Source organism: Paraburkholderia sp. HC6.4b (assembly GCF_014200875.1).
Lineage (GTDB): Bacteria > Pseudomonadota > Gammaproteobacteria > Burkholderiales > Burkholderiaceae > Paraburkholderia > Paraburkholderia tuberum.
The window spans coordinates 13,884-35,322 of record NZ_JACHDC010000027.1 but is presented as its reverse complement, the minus strand read 5'-3'; the positions used below and the strand labels follow the sequence as shown (position 1 = coordinate 35,322).

Here is a 21,439-nt window from a genome sequence, read left to right as displayed (position 1 = left end):
GAGGCTTCCGGGTGGGTGAAGGATAAGAGGCTCGGGGCGCAACCGCGAAGGCGTGCGCGATGAAGTTGGTAGTTTAGCGCGCCGGGTAACCGGACAGCGGCGCAGCGAGTAGCGGCAGGCGGCGTGTGGGCGGCGGGCCGCGCCCGGCGCCAATCCACCAGTCGAACGGATCGCACGCGATCCCGCCCGTTAATTCAACTCCTCGGCCCGGCCCGGCAACTGGCGGATCAGATTCCACACCGCCTCGGCCGCGGGCGACAGCGACCGGTCGCGCCGCCGCACCAGTTCGACGAGGCGTTCTGCGCGCGGCACCAGCGGACGCGCGACCAGCGACGCCCCCGCCGGCAGCGGCAGCGCGAGCCACGGCAGCACGCTGATCCCGACGCCCGCCTCGACGAGCCCGAACACCGTCGCCGAATGGCCGAGTTCCTGCACCACGGTGGCGCTCACGCCCTGCGCCTGCATCACGGCATCGATGAGGGGGCGGCTGCCGGACGCATAATCGAGCATCACGAGTTGCTCGCCGTCGAGGTCCTTCCACGTAACCTGCTTGCGCGCGGCGAGCCGGTGATCGTCACGCGACACGATGCAGAACGAGTCCGTCATCAGCGTCTCGCTGAGCAGATCGTCGTCGGAGAACGGGCCGATGATCACGCCGAAGTCCACTTCACCCGACTTCACCTTGCGCACTACGTCGCTTTGCACGTCGTCGCGCAGCCCAAGCGTCACGTAAGGAAACTGCTGTCCGCACGACGCGACTACGCGCGGCATCAACCGGCACGCGACGGTCGGGCTCGCCGCGACCACCACGCGTCCGCGGCGCTGCTCGCCGATTTCGCGGATCTCGCGCAACGCGTCGTCGAGATCCCCCAGCAGTCGCGACACACTCGCCACGAGGTTGCCGCCTACGTCGGTTAGTTGCACTTCGCGCGTCGTGCGATCGATGAGCTTCAGGCCGATCTCGCTTTCGAGCTCGCGTACGCAGCGACTGACCGCCGACTGCGTGAGGCCGATTTCGGCGCCGGCCCGACTGAAGCTTTGCAAGCGCGCCACCTCGATGAAAACCCTGAGCTGTCGCAGCGTCACATTCATTTGTTCACCTCATCAATAGCGCAGCTTGATGCGCATTGTACGACTAAATACATGCGGCATAGCACCGTCCACGTGGGCGCTGCAATGCAGCAAAAAAGCGCGAACGCACGCCGGCCGGGCTTTTCTGCCCCAGATTGGTGATTGTCCCGATTTGCGAGATGGGTTTTTTGGATTCTTATACGGCCCTGGCTGGCGCCCGCGTTGGCCCGCCGCCACGGGGCTTTCAGGCAATCGGCAGCAGATTGGCACACTTCGTGCGTTGTGAAACGCACAGGGAGGGCGCCCTGATTTCCGATGGCAATCCGTGGCAAGCCCGTCCCCTTTGGCACTCGCCTATCGAGTGCGTGAAGAGTGCGCGGCGCGGGGCAGCGCACCGGAGTTAGCTTCGCTGAGGTGAAACATGATGCTGTTCGACGATTTGAGAGATAACGAGTGGGCGCTGGTCGAGGCTTTGTTCTGCGCCGAACCGGCGCGCAGCGAACGGCGCGGTCGACCGCGCGTGGAAGCTCGGGCGGTGGTCAACGCCGTGCTTTGGGTGTTGTCGACAGGCGAAGGCTGGTCCAAGTTGCCGGGCCGCTACCCGTCCCCCCCGACTTGCCGCCGGCGCTTCGACGAGTGGCAAGCCGATGGCACGCTCGCTGAAATTGTGAAACGGCTTGGCACGAGCGGCCGCGAAATCTCGCTGCGCGGCCGGATCGGCGCAACGGCCGCGAAACCGCCGGCACCGCCGAGCCGCGACCGCCTACGCGGCGCGTTCTGGACCAATCCGGAATCGTGGCGCGCGCCGGTCAAGATGGCCTGACGCGAAACTACGCGGTCACCGGGCGCCTGTAGGCGCCCGGTTTTTTATCCAGCCGACTTTCCACGATTGCGTGCGCGCCCACGACCCGCCAGCATTTGACGGTCGCCGCGAGACGCTGTCTTCTCCGCTTCGCGCGCCCCTTTCGTCGCGCCTCCCGCACCACCGCCACAGCGCTCCTTGCGCGCTGCCTCAGACTGCCAAACTACCCGATAGCTCCGGGTGAAACATCCATTTACTATTAATTACAGCGTGCTTTCGTCCCCCGGCATACGTTAATACTTATGCAAACAGGCCTTGAGTCGAGGGGCTCGAGGTTGAGGGGGATTTCGGAATGAAACCAATGTCACTGGTGTTGTGCGGCATTGTGATTTCATCGATGGCCGCGCCCGCAATTGCGCAACAACGCCCGCAAGGGTGGAACTGGCGCCCGGACCGCCAAGCCACGCTGGAAGCGTGGCAGCAGAGCGAGGCCCATAATCGCGACTTCACGCCGCCGACGCCGCGTGGCGATCTGCGCGGCGATATCGCCAGCAATGTGCGGGCACGGCCCGACGCGCCGCGTGAGGATCAGCGGCGGCGTTGATTTGCCAAGTCGCCGCTCGGACGGCGCGTCGCGCGACGCGGTGCCCAGTATCTTGCATTGCGCACTTACGATCGGGGAACCACCGGACGCGGCACCAGTCTGACTCAACGCCATTAGCACAGCGTGGCAGTAGTAATTCCGGTATGCCCGTATCTTCGTGATACGGGCTTTTTTTCGCCCTCGAGGCGTTGATGGCATGAAAGGCGCGCAACGGCAACGACCTGCGCGGATCGCGTCGCCGCCTTGTCGATGGGAAGCCGAGATTCGCCCCGGGACGCGCACGGCGACCGGTCGACGTCAGCGACGGCCCGCCGAGGGAGTGACATGCCCGGGCGGACAGTGACTCAGTTCGGATAAGCGATGAACCTTGAGCTAAGATCTGACTTCGGCTGTCGCGGCGGACTGCGGTTCGGCCGCGCCGAGAACATAATCGTTCATGCGTTGCGCTGTCCATGTGAGCAGACGCTCGTCGTGTTCGAGGCGCGCAAACTCCGCTTTGCCGCGTTCGGTGAGCACCGCGATGTCGACGGGAGCATGAAAGCCTGGCGCCGGTGCGACGGTTCGCTGACGAACGGTGTCCATCAGCCCCAGCGCGCGAAGATATTGGAAGACACCCGGCCTTCTGGCCCAGGGAACCTGACGATATTGCGCTCGCCGCAGCGCTTCAAGTACCGCTTCGTTGGAATACGTGGTCATCTCACTTCTTTCTTAAAGTGCAGCTATGACACATTCATGCCCACGCGTCACTGCGCCACCGGCGACGCGCGTAGCACCCGCTCCTGGTCGGAAGCTCGCCGCCTGTCTGACGGCGGATTTCCGCCAGGTGCTGCCTGGTCTCGTTTTCGGAACCCCCGTCAGAACGGCATGTTAGCGTTCTCTCCATGAACCGACGATGCAACCGCCGCGGCGCGATGGCAGGCCCGTGGATTTGTCCCGAAAGACATACGTTACCCCATTTAAATTGATTCTATTCACTTTATTAGCGCTTTTTTTTGCAGCAATCGTGCTATGGAAACGTGCGCGCCGGCCGCTCATCGTCTGCATGATCGCGCTGTTCTGGCTACTCGCGGCCGGCTGGCTAACCGCGCCACTGCTCGATCTGGCGCAGCCGCAACGACAAAGCGCCACGGCCGCCACCTTTGCGCCACGCACCGCGATCATCCTGCTCGGCGGCGGCACGGTCTACGACCACGACCACGTGCTGGTGCCACCGCGCGACGTCCTCTCGCGCATCGAGGTCAGCGCGCAGAACTACGCGGCCTGCAAGCGCACGGCGAGCACGTGCCGGGTGATCGTCAGCGGCGGCAATCCGCAGCGGCATAGCGCGACCGAAGCCGACACCTACCTGCCCTATCTGCTGCGTCAGCAGGTGGCGCGCTCGGACATCGTGCTCGAGCAACGCAGCCGCACGACCTATGAGAACGCGCGCAACGTCTCGGTTATTGTCGGTCAATCACATTACGACACGTTGATACTCGTCACCTCCGCGTATCACATGCCGCGTGCGCTGCTCGATTTTCAGCGCTTCGGCGTCGAGCCGCAGCCGCAGATTTCGAGCGCGCGGCGCGCGCGGATCGGCGTGCTGCCGCGCTTCGCCAATCTCGTGGCCGCGGAGATAGCGTTGCATGAGCTAATCGGCCTCGCGCAATTTCACCTATATCGCGCGATCGGCTGGTTCTGACGAACGATGTAGGCCGCTGCGCTCTCGCACTCGAGGACGTCGCGGTTTATTCAACCAGCGCCCGGTTATTACAAAACGTAACAAGTGTTGAGCACGGTTACAAAGCCATCGGCTGGAGAAGAGTTTGCTCGATAGAATGCATTGTCTTTCCCACTGGACAGGCAATACTCGGGTCCACCACCATTCTACGGAGGTAACGATGAAGAAAGTGTCCATGGCGATCCTGGTTTCCTTGTGTGCCGCAGCCGGCGCGGCTCACGCGCAGGACAACGGCATCACGACGAGCACCGATCCGGCGAAGGCCGCCGACGTCGAGCAGCGTGCGCAAGATTTGCAAAACCGCGAGCAGTCGATGGGAAGCGCACCGGCCGCGCCGGCCAAGCATCACAAGATGGCTCCGCATCATCCGAAGAAGGGTGCCGACGCGTCGGGCACCTGAACGACTTCGCGGATTTCGCCTCGCGGCCTCGTCGTGAAGGTGAAAAAGCCGAAGCTGGCAGCGCCCGTTTCGGCTTTTTTTATTTGTGCGACCCGCTCGCTGCTGGCAAGGCACTCCGAGCGTGCACCGGCCTGGCAAGCCGCCGGCGCTCTGCTCTCTGTATGCTAAAGTCGCGCACCGACCGGCGAGCCGCCGGCATCCCCTAACCCGTGCGCACCCTGGTGCGGAGGACAGCATGAGCAACATCCAGCTTGATATCGAATGGACCGAAGCAGCATCTCGCAAGATCGAAAAACTGATGCCGCGTGGCGGTCAGGAAGCGTACCTCGCGCTGCCGCCCGTCGAATGCCTGCCGATGGAAGGCGACGTGCTGTTTCTCGGCCCGGCTGGCAAGCAGGAGCCGTTCATTGTCGCGGAGCGCCAGTATCACCATGACGGCGACGCCGACTGGACCATCATCCTGATTCTCGATGTCCCGCAAGCAACCCACTGATCGCTGACGGCGCGCCGGCGGCCTCAGGGCCGCCCCACCTGTCCAGCGTGTCCGCGCGCCGCTGACGCCCGCGCCCGAATTCAGGCGATTTTCGACACCACGCGAATCTCCGCGTGCTCGATCCAATCCGCGGCCGCCTTCTTATAAGCCTGGATATGCGCGGATTTCGCATGCGCCGCGAGCGCATCCTGGCTTTCCCACCGCTCGATGAACACGAACCGGCGCGACTCCTGCACGTCGCGCCAAAATCCGCCCGGCAGAGCAGTGCCAAGCCCGCCGCCCGAATGGCCGCATCAGCGCCTACAGCGGCACTAGCATGTGAGCACCGTCGGCCTGGAGTTTGGCGGGCGACCACTGGGCGCCCTGCTACCCTCGGCGTGGTACGGTAACTCATTGCGATTGAGAATCGGTTTCGCGCGTGGCAAGCGCGCGGGACGCTCCGGCGCATTACCGCAACGGATTGCCGCACGGCCCTAGGCAGCCGTTTTGCAGACAATTTTCGCGCCCATGCGTTTGTGATAACCCGCACATTGTCGCGCGCTGCAAACTGCTAGACTCATTTTGACCAATTCGCCGGAGTCCAGCGTGGCTGGCACCGCCCTCCGTGTTCGCGGGACACATTCGTTTCGTTCCGGCGGCGCTTCGGGTGTGCGAGCGCTACGCGCCGAATGGGTTTGCGTGCCCCTTCATTCCCATGCCGCAACGATCCCATGTCAGCTTTCATGCCCGCTTCTATGCCATCCGTCAGCGAATTGACCGTGAGCGGCCTGCTCCCGCACCTGGTCCGCGGCGAGTCGGGCTGGACCGCGACCTGGCGCGCGTTGACATTGCACAGCGTGTTCCAGCCGGTGCTGTCGGTCACGCATCAGTGCGTGGTCGGCTACGAGGGGCTGTTGCGCGCGTTCGATCCGGTCGGTCTGCCCGTCTCGCCCGAAGTATTGTTCTCGGGCACGCGCTCGGCCGGCGAAGCGCGCGAACTCGATCGCATCGCGCGCTGCCTGCATGTGGCGAACTTCATGGAGCAAGGCATCAGCACCGGGTGGCTGTTTCTGAACACGCGCCCGCAGGTGTTCGAAACCGGCTGGCCGCAGCGCGCTTTCATCGACGAGTTGTCCGCGCATTTCGGGCTGCCGCAGGAGCGCATCGTGATCGAAGTGCTCGAGCAGCCCGCCGACGATGAATCCGCCGTCGCCAGCATGCTCGCCGCCTCGCAGCCGCGCGATTTTCTGATCGCGATCGACGACTTCGGCACCGGCTTCTCGAACTTCGATCGCGTGTGGCGCTTCCGCCCCGACATCGTCAAACTCGACCGCTCGCTCGTCGCGCGCGCGGGCAAGCGCGAGGGCGACGAATCGATGATCAGCCATCTGATCGCGATGCTGCATCAGTCGGGCACGCTCGTGCTCGCCGAAGGCGTCGAAACCGATGAAGAGCTGATGATCCTGATGCAGGCCGACGTCGATTTCGTGCAGGGGTTCTGGTTCGGTCAGCCAGAGAGCAGCGTGCTGGCCGCCTGCACGAAGGTGCCTGCGCTCGTCGCGTCGATCTGGAGCAAGTTCGCCGAATACGAGCGTGCGAACGCCGGCCACCAGCGGCTCGGGTTCGAGGGCTTCGCGGAAGCGGTGCTGGCCGCCGCCGACACCTACAAGGCGACCGGTGACCTCGAACAGGCCGCGCAAAAGGTCTGGCATCTGCCCGAAGCGCGCCGCGTGTTCCTCACCGACGGCCTGGGCGAGCAGACCCAGCCTTCGGTGACGGCGGCGTCGGTCCCCCCGCCTCCGAAGCGGCTCGCGCCGCTCTATACGGAGACGCGCAGCAACTGGTCGCGTCGCGCGTATTTCCGGCACGCGCTCGCGGCGCCGGGCCGCGTCGCGATGATGGGGCCGCATTATTCGCTCGCCGATGGTCAGGACTGCTACACCGCGGCGATCGCGTTCGAGCGCGACGGCACGCACGTGCTGTGCGTCGACTTCGTGCCGGAGGCGTCGCCGCCGGATGTGCGCACCGGCAGACGCGGCGCGAGACGTTAGCGAGCCACGCCGCTACTCGTGCATGCGGCCGCGCCCCGACTTGACCTCGCTGCGCCTGGCCTTGCTGTCGAGCCGCCGCAGGTTCGACGCGCGGGTCGGCCGCGTCGCGACCCGATGCTTGCGGGTCACGCTGACGCTTTCGATCAGTTCATCGAGCCGCGCGAGCGCCGCCGCGCGGTTCATCTCCTGGGTCCGATGCTCCTGCGCCTTGATGATCACGACGCCGTCGCGCGTGAGCCGGTGGTCGGACAGCGCGAGCAGACGCATCTTCAGCACTTCCGGCAGCGACGAGGCACGCACGTCGAAACGCAGATGGATCGCGCTCGACACCTTGTTGACGTTCTGACCACCCGCCCCCTGCGCGCGCACGGCGGTCAATTCGATTTCGTTGGGCGGGACCGGATAGCGGGATGTCATGGGTGGTCGGCAAGGAAGATGCGTCAGTGTACAAGCGCTCGGCGCGAGATGCCCGAACTCGCGGGAAGGCGGCGGAGCGCCCGGCGGCACCGGCTCGCGAACGCTACGAAAAAAACCATTTGCGTCGGCCCGACCGGTTCATCGATACTGGTTCTTTCGCTTACGACGTAAATTCATATGAAAATCCGTCCCGGTTTCGTGCTCGAACTGGCCGTCAACTTTCTGCTGCCGTGGCTTGCTTACCGGCTCGCGTTGCCGCGGGTCGGCGAGACCGGCGCGCTAATCGCGTCCGCCGTGCCGCCGCTCGTGTGGAGCGCGATCGAACTCGCGCGCTTCAGGCGCGTCGATGCGCTCAGCGTGATGGTGGTGGCGGGCATCGTGCTGTCGGTCGCGGCCATGGCGCTCGGGGGCAGTCCGCGCATGCTGCTGTTGCGCGAGTCGCTGGTGTCCGGCGCGGTCGGCGTCGTGTTCCTGCTGTCACTGCCGATGCGTCGTCCTCTGATCTTCTACCTCGCGCGCGCGACGGTCGCGCGCGAAATGGAAGGCGGCGCCGCGCATTTCGAGGCGCTATGGCGCGAGCGCCCCGGTCTCGCCACCGCGATGCGAACCATGACGCTCGTGTGGGGCATCGGGCTGACCGCCGAAACCGCGCTACGCGCGTGGATGGCGCTGACGTGGCCGATCGAACGTTTCCTCGTCGTGTCGCCGTTTATCGGCTACGGCATCTACGCGGGACTCGCGCTGTGGACACTGTGGTATCGCAGGACGATGCGCAGCCGCGTCGAGGCCATCGAGCGGGCGAGCGGGGTTGCCGGTTGAGCGCCGCTCGCACCACAAGTCCGCCACTTCGCTTTTTCTGCCTGCTGCCGCGCAATCAACGCGATGCTTCGGCAATCCGCGCGGCCAGCCCCGAATCACGCTGCGTCGGCGTCGCGATCGCCTGCGCGAGCACGGCCCGCGCGCCGATCACCTCGACGCGTTCGCGCGCGCGAGTAATCGCCGTATACACGAGCTCACGCGACAACACCCGGCTGAACGCCGACGGCAGCACCAGCACCGCCTGCTCGAACTCCGAACCTTGCGACTTGTGGACCGTCAGCGCGAACGCGGTGTCGTGCGGCGGCAGCGCGGCCGGCGACACCGCGCGCACACCGCCGTCGCCGGTGCGGAAGTACACGCGCAGCGCGCCACCCGCGCCCGGCAGCGCAATGCCGATGTCGCCATTGAACAGACCCAGCGCGTAATCGTTGCGCGTCACCATCACCGGACGTCCGGCAAACCACTGCGCGCCGACCGCGAGCGTGACGCCCGCGGCGCGGCGCACCTCAGCCGCCATCGCCGCGTTGACCTGATCGACGCCGCGAGGTCCGAGCCGCGTCGCACAGAGGATGCGGAAGCGGTTGAGCGCGTCGAAGAGCGGCACTGGATCGGGCGTATCGACTGCGAGCGCCCTGGCAAGCGCGTCGGCGTACGGCGCGAAGCCACCGGCAAGTCTTGCGGTGGTGCGCTCGGCCAGCGTCGTGTGAGCGTCCTCGTGCAGCGCCGCGGCGCAGACTTCGGTCGGGTCGATCTGCAATACGTCGAGCGCCGCGCTCGGTGAGCCGTTGCGAATCGCGACGGACAAACGGCCGATCGGCGACTCGAGGCCGAACCGGTAGTTGCGCTCGAGCCAGACGACGCAGTCCGCGAGCGGGTTACGTTCGATCGCCGATCGCTTATCGCGATCCGCCTGCTCGCCAGTCGCCGATGTCACGCCGTCACCGAACAGATCGCCCGACGCGGGCGACTCGAAGGTTTGCGGCGTCTCGGGCGGCGCAAATAAATCGTCCAACGGTGCTTCATCGATTTCACGCAACGCGCGCGGCAAAGCCCGCGCGAGCCGCGCCTCGTCGATGTCGAGCGCCTGCGCGACCCGTCGCAATCCGCTCCCGCTCAACGCCGGCCGCGCGCTGAGTTCGGCGAACACCGCGCCGGCTTCGACCGCGGCGAGCTGGTCCTTGTCACCGAGCATCACGAGCCGCGTTTGCGGCCCGATCGCGTCGAGCAGATGCGTGGCCATCGCCACGTCGATCATCGACGCCTCGTCGATCACGACCACGTCATACGGCAACGGATTATCGCGATGATGCCGGAAGCGCCCGCCCGGCCCCGACCCCAGCAAGCGATGCAGCGTGTACGACGTCTGCGGCAAACGCGCGGCGAGTTCGGGCGGCAGGTCGCCCGCGCGCGCGAGCAACGCTTCCTGCATCCGTTGCGCCGCCTTGCCGGTCGGCGCCGCCAGCGCGATGCGCAAATCGGCCCGCGCATCGAGCAGACACGCAAGCACGCCGACCACGGTCGTAGTCTTGCCGGTTCCCGGGCCGCCGCTGACGATCGTCAGCCGCCCCGACAGCGCCATCACGGCCGCGACGCGTTGCCAGTCGACGTCGTCGTCTCGCGGCGGACCGAAGTAGCGCAGCAGGCGTTCGCGCAAAGCGGCGGGGGCGGGGGCGGTGTCCGCGTCGGCCTTCGCGGTGCTCGCCTCGCCCGTCGCATGCGCGACCAGGGCGTGGGCCAGGCGCCGCTCGTAGTCGTAGTAGCGCGCGAGATAGAGACGCCCCTGCGCGTCGATCACGAGCGGGCGCAACGCCGCCGCGCCCGCCGCGTCCGCTGCGCCATCGCTTGCCATGCCGCTCGCGAGCAGCGCCGCGCGCACTTCGGCGCTCGACGCGTCGAAGCGGCGCGCGAGCGTCGCGAGCGGCACGCACACGTGCCCTTCGGCGGTCGCGCGGCTCGCGGCGAACGCGCCGCGCGCGGCCCACTTCACCACCTCGGTCGATGCGCCACCGCGCCGCGCGAGCATGCCGATACGGCGCGCGAACCCTTCGGCGAGCGCGATGCTGAAATCGGCCGGCGCGGGCAGGTTGACGCCGATGTCTTCGAGCCCGAGCGGCGCGGCCGCGCGCTCATCAAGCGTGCCGGGCGTGCTCATGCGCCACCTCCGATCATCGCCGCGTCGAGCAGCGCCACCAGTTCGAACGGCGCACGCCGCCTGTGCACACCGGCGGCACCGTCGACATCGCGCCAGTCGGGCCGCACGCCGCGCACGAACAGATACAGGTAGCCGCCGATATGCGTGTCGTATGCATAGTCGCGCACGCGCGTCTTCAGATAGCGATGCAGCGCGACCGTATAAAGCAGCGCCTGCAGGTGGTACGCGTGACTCGCCATCGCCGTTTCGAGCGGCGCGGCCGCGTAGTCGGCGGCGGTGTCGCCGAGATGGTTCGACTTCCAGTCGACGATCCAGAAGCGGCCGTCGTGCTCGACGATCATGTCGATAAATCCTTTGACGAACCCTCGCAGCACGCCAGGCTCCAGCGCGACGTCGGGATAGCCGTATTCGATCAGCAGCTCGCGCAGCGCCGGAAAATCCAGCGACGGCGCCGCGAACAGAAACTCGAGTTCGTTCAGGCGCCGACGCGGATCGAGCCGCGCGAGCGTCATGCCCGGCACGAGTTCGGTCGAGACGACATCGGCGATCAGCCGATGCATCATCGCGGGCAAGCGCGCGGCGAGCTCGGGCGCGGCCGGCGCCGGACGCTCGCGCAGCGCGCCGCGGATCGCGTCGGGCCAGGTGCGCGCCTCGGTGAAATCGGCGAGTTCGAACATCCGATGCAGGCAATCGCCGGCCGCCGCGCCGCGCGGGAACCCGAGGATGTCGTCGTCGGCATGCGCCGGGGCGCTCGACGCGGCGAGCGGCGTGAGCAGCGGCGCGGCGGGTAGCGCGTCGGCGATTTCATCGTGGTCGGGCCGCACGTCTTCCTGCGGCGCGTGCGCGTGGGCATCCGCGCTCCTGCCGCCGGCCGCGATCAGCCCGCTGAAACTTGCCATGCGCCACTGATCGCGCAACGGCCGCCGATTCGCGCGCGCGTGCAGATGCGTGCCCTGATCCCGCAGACTTTCGAGCGGCACGCGGCGCGTCACTTCGGGCAGCGCCCGCAACGTGACCGGTCCGCCCGCGAGCGCCTGCCAGCTCGCCGCGAGCGCGGCTTCGTCGGGCGGCTCGGCGAGCCAGGCGTCGAACGTGTGGCCGCTGCCGCCGACGAGCCAGTTCAGCACGCTGCGCCGCGACTCCTTCGTCGAGCGCGACGACAGATACGTGCCCGCGACCAGGTAGCAGCGATACACCGCGCGCGTGAGCGCCACATAGACGAGCCGCGCGCGTTCCGCCGCCTGCTCGCGCACCGCGTAACGCGAGGCGCGCTCGGCTTCCTCTTCGTCGCAACCGTAGTGCAGCACCGCGTCGCCGCTGTCGTCGTGATACTCGCGCGCATCGGGCAAGCCCGACGAGGGCGGCTCGCGCAAGCCGCCATCGTTCAGAAACGGACAGAACACGACCGCGTATTCGAGTCCCTTCGATTTATGGACCGTGACGATCTGCACGAGATTGCGATCCGACTCGAGCCGCAGTTGGGCCTCGTCACCGCCGCCCTGCTCGCGCTGCGCGGCGAGCCAGCGCAAGGTAGGCGCGATGCCGGGCTGGGTGGCCGCGCGCGCCTGTACGAGCTCGGCGAGATGGTTCACGTTGGTCAGCCGACGCTCGCCGTCGACACCCGCGACGAGCCGCTGCGCGACGCGCAGCTCGCGCACCAGCGTGCGCCACATCACCGCGAAGCCGCGTTCGTGCCACAGCATCCGGTAGCGCGAAAAACGCTCGACCCAGCCCATCGCGTCGGCGGCGTCGAGCGCTGGCGCGGGTTCATCAACGGCCGCGGCCGCGGCCGCGGGCGCATCGGCGACCTGCGTGAGACGCCACAGCGCGGCGGCATCGAGCCCGAGCCAGTCGGTGGCGAGCGCGGCGCGCAGGCGACGCAGATCGCCGGGCGTGTCGATGGCGGCGAGCACGCGCTCGATCTGCTCGGCGTCGAGCGTCGCGAACACCGACGCCTGCGCAAGCTCCACGCTGCCGACGCCCCACGCCGCGAGCACGCGTTTGACGAGGCTGCCCTGCTTGTGCGTCTGCACGAGCACGGCGATATCGCCCGGTGCGAGCGGCTTGTCGCCGATCGTCACGACACCTTCGCGCGCCCCTCGCAAAAGCCGCACGATCTCGGCCGCGCACGCTTCGCTCGCGGCGCGCTGCGCGCTGCGTTTGTCCAGCGGCGTTGCGCCGCGCGGCAACGTCCAGATGCGGAAGTCGCCGCCGCTCGCGTCGGGATCGGTAAACGGCGCGCGGCGCCGCTCGCCCGCACGCACTGGCTGATAGTCGAGCCCGTCGAGCACGAACGCCTGGCGGTTCGCTTCGAAGATGCGGTTGCACGCCTCGACGATCGGTGCGGTCGAGCGCTGGTTGACCGCGAGCGTGTAGCACGCGGACGCCGACTCGCGCGCCGCGAGATACGTATGCAGATCCGCCGCGCGAAAACTGTAGATCGCCTGCTTCGGATCGCCGACGAGGAACAGCGGTCCCGCCGGCGCGAAGATGCGGCTGAAGATCGCGAATTGCAGCGGATCGGTGTCCTGGAACTCGTCGATCAGCGCGGCCGGATAGCGGCTACGCAATGCATCGGCGAGCCAGGCATGCGCGGCCAGTGCGCGATACAGATTCGCGAGCAGATCGTCGAACGATACAACGCGGCGCGTGCGCTTGCGCGCCACCAACTCGGCCGGCGCGTAGTCGAGCCATGTCTGCACCAGCGCGAGCCAGCGCGCGCGCTGCGCGGCCTCGGCGGCGACCACGGCCGCGGCCAGCGCGTCGGCATGCTCGAAGAACGGATGTGCGGGCGGCTCGAACTTGACCTTGGTTGCCTTCTTCAACGCCGACGCCATCAGCTTCAGCGCGGCGCGCGGCGGCGGCGCATGGCAATCGCCCTGCGCGAAGTAGTCGGTCCACGCGGCGATCGCGGCGCTCACGTGATCGGGCTTGTGCGTGGTCTTGCTCAGGCGCTCCTGTGCCTCGGCCAGTAGCGCGACGATCGCGTCGCGTTCGGCCCGCCAGATCGCGCACGCGACATCGAAGCCGGCCTGCGGATCGGCGCTTACGCCGGCCGCGTCGACGCTGCCCCAGCGCAATTGCGCGAGCGGCTTTTTCAGGCGCCGTGCCAGCTGCTCGTCGAGCGACGCGGGACCGGCGCGCTTGGCCACCAGCCACGCGGCGAACGCCGGATGCGCATGTGCGACCGGCTCGACCTGCTCGCGCCAGAAATCGGCGGCGAGTTCGAAACGCAGCGCCGCGTCGTCGGCTTCCATCTCGAACGCGAATGGCATCGCGGCCGCGAACGGCGCTTCCTGCAAGGCGCGCTGACAGAACGCGTGGATCGTGTGGATCGCGGCCTGATCGAACGTGCGCAGCGCGCGGCGCACGACCTTCAACGCGGCCTCGCGCTCGATACCGCGCTCCGGCGCGAGCGTCGTTTCGAACAGCCGGCGGATGAACGGATCGTCGCCGTCGTCGTCCATCTCGATCGCGCGATGCAGTTCCGCGAGACGGCCGCGTATGCGCTCGTGCAGCTCCGCGGTCGCGGCCTTCGTGAACGTGACGACGAGAATCTGATCCGCGTTCAGGTTCTTTTCCAGCAGCAGCCGCACGTACAGCGCGCAGATGTTCCACGTCTTGCCGGTGCCCGCCGACGCTTCGATCTGGTTCACGCCGTCGAGCGGACATGCGAACACGTCGAGTTCGTCGGCGGCGAGGCTTTGATGGCGCAGCGCGTCGCTCATGAGGCGCTCCGCAAATGCTGGATCAGTGGCTTGAAGACGATCGCGGCGAGGCTGCCGAACGGTTCGTCGAGCGTGAGCGGTGTGCCGCGCAGCGCGATGCGCAACGCGGGGTCGTCGGATTCGCCGCGCACGCGGTCGTTGACCCATACGCCTTGCGCCGCCGATTCGCTTTCGCTGAGCCGCGCCCATGCGCTTTTCGGGAAAAAGCGCAGCGGCAGCCGGCGGCCGGCATTGAAGAGCGCAGCCAACGGCGCGAGTTCGTCGAGCGGAGCCGCGACGGGCGCGAGCTCGAAGCTCTCGTTGCTGCCGTGCCATACGGTGCGGCGCGGGCCGTCCGGCTGCGCCGCGCAATAGACCAGATGCGCGAGCCACGCGGACAGATAGTCGCGCGCGCTGGCTTTGGCATAACGAAAGATCACTTGTCCCGTTCCGGTCAGCAGGTTCAACGTGCCGCGCAATTGCAGCGGCGTTTCGGCGGACTCGCGCAGCAGCGCGTCGTAGTCGCCAAACAGGGAGACGGCGCTGTCGGTGCCAGCGCCGCCTTGCGGCCAGCGCGGCGAGACGTCGAGCACGAACGGCAAGCGCTCGACGCCCGCGGCCACTTCGCGCCGCACGCTTTGCGCCAACTGCCGCAGCGCGGACAGCTCGCGCGCGCGCCAGACCGCGCCGGTCGCGCCGCCGGGCAACTCGGGGCTCGCCTCGGCGACGCGCTGCACGCGGCTGTAGATCACCTCGTCGTCGGTGCCGGCGTCTAGCAGGACCGGCAGCAGGCGCTCGGCGAGTGCGTCGCGGCCCGCATAGTCGAGATCGAACGGCTCGGTGTCGAGCAACTCGCCCTGCGCATCCGACAACGCGATTCCGAGCCGGTCGCGCAGCAGTGCGCGCGCCGGATGACGCCAGAAGCGCACGAAGTCGTCGAACTCCACCTCGTGCATATCTTCCGGCGGCAGCGGTTGATCGAAGAACGGCGTGGCGGCGGCATGCTGCGGTTCGGCAAGCAGCGTGGCCAGCTCGGCGCGATTGGCGTCGTAGGTGAACAGGTCGGGCTTCGCCGCGAAGTAGTCCGACGCGAACGCCTGCAACGGATGCTCGACGATGAACTCGCGCCGCGCGCTGTCGACCCCGGCCGGACTCGCGTCCTCGCCCGCCGACACCTGCGCGAGATGATCGAGCAGTTCGTCGACGAGCGCGGCCGGCGGCAGCGGCGCGTTATCGCGAATGCTGCGGCCGGTGTAGGCGATGAAGAGCCGCTCGCGCGCGGCGAGCAGCAGATCGAGGAACAGATTGCGCTCGTCGTCGCGGCGCTGACGGTCGCCGGCCTTGCCAAACGCGGCCATCAGGTCGAACTCGTCGGCACGCGCGAGCGACGGCAGCACGCCGTCGTCCATGCCGAGCAGGCAGACCACGCGGAACGGCAAACCGCGCAAGCTCGTCAGCGAAGAAAACGTCACGCTGCCCCACGGCACGCCGCCGCGTGCGGGGTCATCGAGCGCTTCGGTGAGCGCGGTGCGCACCACCGAGGCCGGCAGCAACACATCATGCGCGCCGGCCTGCATCGCGGCGCTCATCGCATCGAGCGCGTCGCGCACGGCCGCGAGCGAATCGGCGAACTCGACGCCGCCGTCGAAGCACTGCCCGAGCGTTTCGAGCAGCAGTTGCGACCAGTCGGACGGCGTGCGCTCGATCGCGCAGCTCGCCGCGAAGCTGTCGATGTCGTCGACGAAACGCGACAGACGGCCGAGCAGTTCAGCATCCGAACCGCCCGCGCCTTCGACCGGCAGCCACGCATCGACCGGCTCGCCGCCTGCCGGCATCGCGTAGCCGAGGTACAGGCGCGTCAGCGCATCGGCGAACGTATGACGCGCGACCGGTACGTGCTCGCCGACCGGTTCGAGCGGCGCGAGCCCGCGCCGCGCGCCGGCGGCCGCGAGCCATTCCTGCGCGGCTTCGAGCGAATTCGCATCGATGCCGTAGCGCACCGCGACCGCGTCGACGCGCAGCCATTCGATCAGATCCGGCGCGCCGACGCTGCGCTCGGGCAGCGCGAGCCAGTCGAGCAACAGACGCGCGACCGGATTGGCCTGCGACGGCGGCAGGCCGGTAATGCGGTACGGAATGCGGCGCGTGTCGCCGGCGGGCGTGGTGCCGAACACCGCATCGATCAGCGGACCGGCTGCCGCGAGATCTGACACCGCGACCAGCACGTCGGACGGCTGCAGATCGTCGAATTCGTCGAACCAGCCGAGCAGGCGATCGTGCAGCACTTCGAGCTGCCGGGACAGGCTATGACAGACGTGCACCTCGATACCGCGCTCGATAGGCAACTCGTCGGCATCGGCCTCATTGCGCAAAGCGAGGATGCCGTTCTGCACGGCGGCGAGCCAGCTCGGCTCCGGGTTTTCGGTGAAGTCGCCGGTCTCGGCCGATGCGGCGCTTTCGGTCAGCTCGTGCAGCATATGCAGCTGCGCCTGAGTCTGGCGGCCCCATTCGGCGAGCAGCGGATGACCGACTTCCTGATAGTCGAGCTGCCCCGCCGCGTCGAGTGCCTGCACGCGCCCTTCGCTGACCACGTCGAACCAGAACTCGCGGCACGGGTTCATCACGTACAGACGCACGTCGATCCAGCGCGACAGCGCACGCAGCAACGCGATATGCAGCGGCGGCATGGTCGGCAGCGCGAACACGCTGACCGCCTCGGGCCATTGCGCGTTCGAGATCGCATCGAGATCGAGCGCCGCGATTTCATCGAGGAACCGATACGCGGGCGGCAGCGCGGCCGCGGATGTTTGCGCATGACCGCCGGCTTGCGCGAGCTCGGCGAGCACCGCGCGCCACAGCGCCGCCTGCCAGCGCTCGTCCTCGCGCGCCGCGTCGCTCGCGCCGGTCAGACGCGGACCGGTGTCGTCAGCCGCGCCGCTCGCGAAGATCGAGCCGCCCTTGTGCCATTGCAGCAGCCATTCGGGGCGATAAGTCAGATAGTGATCGAGCACGGTCGCGACGCGCCGCGCGAGTTCGTAGCGCATCGACGCGTCGGCCGCATCGAGATAGGCGCGCAGACGCGGCGACGCGTTCCACGGCAGCGCTTCGTCTGAGTCGTCGAGCAGCCGGTAGCAGCGCCACACGAGCCGGTCCGGCGCGAACGGCGAATGCTTCGGCACCTCGATCACGCCGCCGATCTGCGCCCACAGCCATTGCGCGAGATAACCAAAGTTAACGTTCGCGCAGATGCCCTGGCGCGCGGCGATATCGAGCTCGAGCCGCCGGCGCACGGCCGCGCTCGGCACGATCACGGGCCGCGCGGTCCACGGATCGGACGGCGCTTGCGCGAGGTCGCCGAGCAGCGCGCCCACCAGCGTTTCGTAGCGGTTCGAGTAGAAGAGCTGAAGCATGGATTCCAGATCACATTTGGCACGCTGATGGCCCGCGAGCGATGCGCGCGAGCCACGGCGGACATTGAAGCGACAGCATAACAAACCCATCCCCAGGGCATAACCTGGCCGAATGGACGAGGTCAGAACGCGCGCAAAATCAGTTAGACTCGACGGCAGTTTCGCGCTGTCTTTCCAACTGCGGTTTTCTCGGTGAATGGATTCAGGTAGTCGATGCGCTATTCGGTCGAAATAAGAAAATTCCTTTATAGCCAGTACTTTTATGGCGGCCTGCGCATCGCGGTCGGCGTGTCGTTACCGGCCATCCTGTGCCTGATCGTGTTTCACAATCGTGACCTCGGCTTCACGATCGCGACCGGCGCGCTCGGCGCCTGCGTCGTCGACATGCCGGGCCCGCTCAAGTACAAGCACAACGAGATGCTGGCCTGCTCGGTGATCGGCTTTCTGTCCGCGCTCGCCACCGGCCTCGCCACCGTCAATCCGCTCGCGCTGTGGTGCACGGTCGTGCCGCTCACGTTCGTGCTGTCGCTAATCGTCGTGTACGGCAATCGCTGGCCGCAGATCAGCTTCGCGACGCTGTTCATGATGATCATGACGCTGGAGGAGCACTTCACGCCCTTGCAGGCGCTCGTCAACGCGTCGTGGATCCTGCTCGGCGGTCTCTGGTACACGTACTGGTCGACCTTCGTGAGCCGCTGGATGATGCATCGGATCGAGCAGCAGGCGCTCGCCGAAAGCGTGTTCGCGTGCGCGGACTATCTGCTCGCGCGCGCCGCCTTCTACGATCTCGACAACGATCTCGACGAGTGCTATCGCAACCTCGTCGACAAGCAGATCTCCGCGGTCGATCGCCAGGACGCCGCGCGCGACATGGTGCTGCGCAATCTGCCCAGGTTGAAGCGCGGCAAGCTCGAACCACGCCGCGCGATGCTCTACAACCTGTTCATCAATAGCGTCGATCTGCATGAGCTGTTCGTCGGCGCGCAAACCGATTACACGCTCGTGCGCAGCACGTTCGGCGGCTCCGATCTGCTGGTGTTCTATCGCGATCTGATCCGCAAGGCGGCCGAAGATCTCGAGGAGATCGGCCTCGCGGTGCTGCAGAACCAGGCGCCGCGCATGCGCGTGAACGTGAAGGCGGAATTGCGCGCGATCGAGTATGAAATCGAACTGATGCGCAAGCAGGAGCTGCCGACGCAGAACCCGGAGGCGTATTCGGCCGTGTCGTCGAATTTCCGCCGCATCTGGAGCGCCACGCGGCTGATCGACAAGATGCGCCGAAGCCTTGCCAGCGAGCCGAGCCCGACCGAAACCGAACTGCGCATCGACCAGGCGCTGAGCCGTTTCGTGTCGAGCCGGCGCGTGCCGTTCGGGCAGATCCTGTCGAATCTGACGATGGCCTCGCCGAGCTTTCGACACGCGTTGCGCGTGACGATCGCGGTCGCCGTGGGCTTCTGGCTCGGCCGCCTGCTGCCGCTCACGAACGCGTACTGGATCGTGATGACCACCGTGATCATTCTGAAGCCCGGCTACTCGCTGACCAAGCAGCGCAACGGGCAGCGGATCATCGGCACGCTGATCGGCTGCGCGGCGAGCATCGCGCTGACCATCTTCGTGAAGGAGCCGCACATCCTGATGGTCGTGATGTTCGCGTCGATGGTGATGAGCTACAGCCTGCTGCTGTTCAACTACACGGCGAGCGTCGTGTTCACGTCATCGTATGTGCTGCTGCTGTTCCATCTGCTCGCGCCGGGCAGCATGCGCATCATCGGCGAGCGCGCGATCGACACCGTAGTCGGCTGCGCGATCGCGATCGCGGCGAGCCACCTGTTCCCGTACTGGGAGTACCGCTTGATGGGCAAGCTCGTCAACAACATGATCAGCGCGACGCGGCAGTATCTCGAAGCGAGCTGGTGGTGGAGCGGTAAACCGGCCGCGGCGGTGGTCGCGGCCGTGACCGAAGCGGGCGCGCGCGCGCCGGCGGCGGCGATGGCGGATCCGGCGATCGGCTTTGGCGGCCCGGCGCTCGCCGTTGCCGGCGCCGGAGCCGGAGCCGGTGCCGGAGCCGAAGTGGCGGGTGGCGTCGGTGCGCGCGGCGCTGGGCGCGCCGGCGTGGCACAGCCGGTCGCCGACGCCAATGCCGAGGCGAACGCGGGCGAGGCCAGCCATGACACCACCACGATCCGCAACGCGACCGCGCGCCCGGCAAGCGGTGCATCGGTCGCCGCTGCCGCCGCGGCGACCGCGCTCGACCGCGATTACCGTTATCGGCTCGCGCGCAAGAACGTTCACGTTGCGTTCGCGAATCTCGGTCAGGCGTTCCAGCGGATGATGCTCGAACCGAAGTCCGCGCAGAAGTTCGTGCCGGAGTTGAACGGTCTGCTGGTGCGCAGCCATGTGCTCGCGTCGCAGATCACGGCCGCCGCGCCACTGTTGCGCACTTCCGCGCAACAGCAGCACCAGGTCGAGGATATCTCGCTACAGCCGCTGCAGCGCGCTTTGAGCCTCGTGCGCGACAACCTGAGCGCCGCCGAAGCCGGCACCGCGTTGCCCGCCGAGCAGGGCGAGCAGATCAAACTGATGAGTCGCGAGCTCGATGCAATGGTCGTCGAAACGGAGAAATCGCCGGACTATACGGCCGATGCCGTGCATGACACGAAGCTGCTCGCGCATCAATGCAAGCAGATGCTCGCGGCGTCCGCCCAGATTCGCAAAGACGCGAGCATGATCCGGCTACCGGAGGAGTGAAGCAGGAAGCGCGCGGGCGTTATTGCGCGGCGCCGCTCGCCGGTTTCATCGCGGTGGCCGCCGCGGCTGCCTGCGAAGCCACTGGCGGCACCTGCGTGGGCTGGCTGTCGAACTCGTGCTTTTCGCGGATCGCGTTATAGAACAGCGTGGCAATCACCAGCAGGATCGCCACCACGATAAAGACGGAGATGCCAAAGGTCGGATTCTTCTTGCGCGGCGGTCTGGTCATGAAGCGGGCTCGATTCGCGAAGCAGTCGCGGATGGGTCGGAGAAGGCGGCATTCTACGCCCAGTGGGCTTGCACGCGGCTTGCAGCCGGGGGAGCAGTATGGATGCGCTGTGGCGCGTTTACTGTCGACGCAGCAAGCGGCGCTCCTGACCTTAAATGCATCGACCACGTCGCCATCGTAGCGAACCCGTGTTCCGTTCGTTCGTCACCGCCCCATCGCATGTCGCGCGTTAGCCGTTATTTGTGACAGTCACAACCGGCCGCACTGGCAACGCCGTCGAATACTTGATCTGCTCCATCGCAAAGCTCGAACTCACGTCGTACAGCGGCACGGCCGTGATCAACTGTTTGTAGATCCGGTCGTAGTCGTCGATATCGGAGACCACCACGCGCAGCAGATAGTCGGTCTCGCCGCTCATCCGGTAGACCTCGACCACTTCGGGAATATCGCGCACCGCCTGCGTAAATGCGGCGGCCCATGTCTCCGTGTGCTGATTCGTCCGCACCGCCACGAACACCGTGGTTCCGACCCCGAGCTTGCGCGCGTCGCACAGCGCCACCTGCGCGCGAATCACGCCCGCCTCCTTCAGGCGCTGCAGCCGCTTCCAGCAAGGCGTCTGTGACAGGTTCACGCGCTGCGCGAGTTCGGCGATCGGCATCGTCGCGTCTGCCTGCAGCAATTCGAGCAGCTTCCGATCGATGATATCCATACTCATACCACCACCCCTCATAGGAAATTATTCTACTTTTCTGACGGTCGAGGGAATTATATGGAAACTCTTTCTCCGGGCAAACCGGTATAAATATCGATACCGAAAATTGCCGAACTGCAGCGCCC

Annotated in this window: 15 protein-coding genes and 2 pseudogenes; 8 read left to right on the top strand and 9 right to left on the bottom strand. The window is 66.9% G+C overall.

The window, feature by feature from the left end; genetic code table 11:
- Nucleotides 1–189 precede the first annotated feature (189 nt).
- The gene (locus HDG34_RS33400) at nt 190–1,092 is read right to left on the bottom strand and encodes a LysR family transcriptional regulator (protein WP_184066760.1); all 903 of its coding nucleotides are present in this window, start codon (nt 1,090–1,092) and stop codon (nt 190–192) included.
- A gap of 403 nt (nt 1,093–1,495) precedes the next feature.
- On the opposite strand from HDG34_RS33400, the pseudogene HDG34_RS33395 reads away from it, so the two are divergent.
- Together HDG34_RS33395 and HDG34_RS33390 are read left to right on the top strand one after the other, a co-directional pair.
- Nucleotides 1,496–1,891 (top strand): annotated as a pseudogene (locus HDG34_RS33395) (transposase); the annotation flags it as partial.
- Nucleotides 1,892–2,225: 334 nt separating this feature from the next.
- Nucleotides 2,226–2,477: a hypothetical protein gene (locus HDG34_RS33390; protein ID WP_090804114.1), complete on the top strand. Its 252-nt coding sequence runs from the start codon at nt 2,226–2,228 to the stop codon at nt 2,475–2,477.
- Between the two features lie 372 nt (nt 2,478–2,849).
- On the opposite strand, the gene HDG34_RS33385 is transcribed toward HDG34_RS33390, so the two are convergent.
- The gene (locus HDG34_RS33385) at nt 2,850–3,173 is read right to left on the bottom strand and encodes a hypothetical protein (RefSeq protein ID WP_018418368.1); all 324 of its coding nucleotides are present in this window, start codon (nt 3,171–3,173) and stop codon (nt 2,850–2,852) included.
- Nucleotides 3,174–3,438: 265 nt separating this feature from the next.
- Here HDG34_RS33385 and HDG34_RS33380 point away from each other — a divergent pair, with 265 nt between their 5' ends.
- The 3 genes from HDG34_RS33380 (at nt 3,439) to HDG34_RS33370 (ending at nt 5,090) form a co-directional block, all read left to right on the top strand.
- A complete protein-coding gene (locus HDG34_RS33380; protein WP_409259671.1) occupies nt 3,439–4,158 on the top strand; it encodes a YdcF family protein in 720 nt (239 codons plus the stop codon).
- A 199-nt stretch (nt 4,159–4,357) separates the two neighbouring features.
- Nucleotides 4,358–4,597, top strand: coding sequence for a hypothetical protein (locus HDG34_RS33375; protein ID WP_090804113.1), 240 nt, complete (start codon nt 4,358–4,360; stop codon nt 4,595–4,597).
- 235 nt (nt 4,598–4,832) lie between these two features.
- Nucleotides 4,833–5,090 (top strand): DNA-binding protein, encoded by a 258-nt coding sequence (locus tag HDG34_RS33370; RefSeq protein WP_090804111.1) that lies wholly within the window; start codon nt 4,833–4,835, stop codon nt 5,088–5,090.
- Nucleotides 5,091–5,170: 80 nt separating this feature from the next.
- Here HDG34_RS33370 and HDG34_RS33365 read toward each other — a convergent pair.
- A pseudogene (locus HDG34_RS33365) lies at nt 5,171–5,332 on the bottom strand (putative quinol monooxygenase); the annotation flags it as partial.
- A gap of 492 nt (nt 5,333–5,824) precedes the next feature.
- Here HDG34_RS33365 and HDG34_RS33360 point away from each other — a divergent pair.
- Nucleotides 5,825–7,120, top strand: a complete 1,296-nt coding sequence (locus tag HDG34_RS33360; RefSeq protein WP_184066945.1) for an EAL domain-containing protein — start codon at nt 5,825–5,827, stop codon at nt 7,118–7,120.
- A gap of 12 nt (nt 7,121–7,132) precedes the next feature.
- Here HDG34_RS33360 and arfB read toward each other — a convergent pair whose 3' ends face one another.
- The gene (arfB, locus tag HDG34_RS33355) at nt 7,133–7,537 is read right to left on the bottom strand and encodes an alternative ribosome rescue aminoacyl-tRNA hydrolase ArfB (protein ID WP_090804108.1); all 405 of its coding nucleotides are present in this window, start codon (nt 7,535–7,537) and stop codon (nt 7,133–7,135) included.
- 177 nt (nt 7,538–7,714) lie between these two features.
- On the opposite strand from arfB, the gene HDG34_RS33350 reads away from it, so the two are divergent.
- A complete protein-coding gene (locus HDG34_RS33350; protein WP_090804107.1) occupies nt 7,715–8,356 on the top strand; it encodes a VC0807 family protein in 642 nt (213 codons plus the stop codon).
- Nucleotides 8,357–8,411: 55 nt separating this feature from the next.
- Here HDG34_RS33350 and HDG34_RS33345 read toward each other — a convergent pair whose 3' ends face one another.
- From HDG34_RS33345 to recC, 3 genes are read right to left on the bottom strand one after another with little or no spacing between them, the layout of a single operon-like run.
- Nucleotides 8,412–10,508: an AAA family ATPase gene (locus tag HDG34_RS33345; protein WP_184066757.1), complete on the bottom strand. Its 2,097-nt coding sequence runs from the start codon at nt 10,506–10,508 to the stop codon at nt 8,412–8,414.
- Nucleotides 10,505–14,236 carry an exodeoxyribonuclease V subunit beta gene (recB, locus tag HDG34_RS33340; RefSeq protein ID WP_184066754.1) on the bottom strand — a complete coding sequence of 1,244 codons (3,732 nt, stop codon included), beginning with the start codon at nt 14,234–14,236 and terminating at the stop codon, nt 10,505–10,507. Before recB ends, HDG34_RS33345 begins: the two co-directional genes overlap by 4 nt.
- A complete protein-coding gene (recC, locus tag HDG34_RS33335; RefSeq protein WP_184066751.1) occupies nt 14,233–17,625 on the bottom strand; it encodes an exodeoxyribonuclease V subunit gamma in 3,393 nt (1,130 codons plus the stop codon). Before recC ends, recB begins: the two co-directional genes overlap by 4 nt.
- A 213-nt stretch (nt 17,626–17,838) precedes the next feature.
- Between recC and HDG34_RS33330 the strand changes: the two genes are divergently transcribed.
- Nucleotides 17,839–20,373, top strand: coding sequence for an FUSC family membrane protein (locus tag HDG34_RS33330; protein ID WP_184066748.1), 2,535 nt, complete (start codon nt 17,839–17,841; stop codon nt 20,371–20,373).
- 19 nt (nt 20,374–20,392) lie between these two features.
- Here HDG34_RS33330 and HDG34_RS33325 read toward each other — a convergent pair whose 3' ends face one another.
- Both HDG34_RS33325 and HDG34_RS33320 read right to left on the bottom strand, forming a co-directional pair.
- A complete protein-coding gene (locus HDG34_RS33325) occupies nt 20,393–20,602 on the bottom strand; it encodes a hypothetical protein (protein WP_090804099.1) in 210 nt (69 codons plus the stop codon).
- 229 nt (nt 20,603–20,831) lie between these two features.
- On the bottom strand, nt 20,832–21,317 hold the full coding sequence (locus HDG34_RS33320) for an Lrp/AsnC family transcriptional regulator (RefSeq protein ID WP_184044147.1): 486 nt from the start codon (nt 21,315–21,317) through the stop codon (nt 20,832–20,834).
- Nucleotides 21,318–21,439 lie beyond the last annotated feature (122 nt).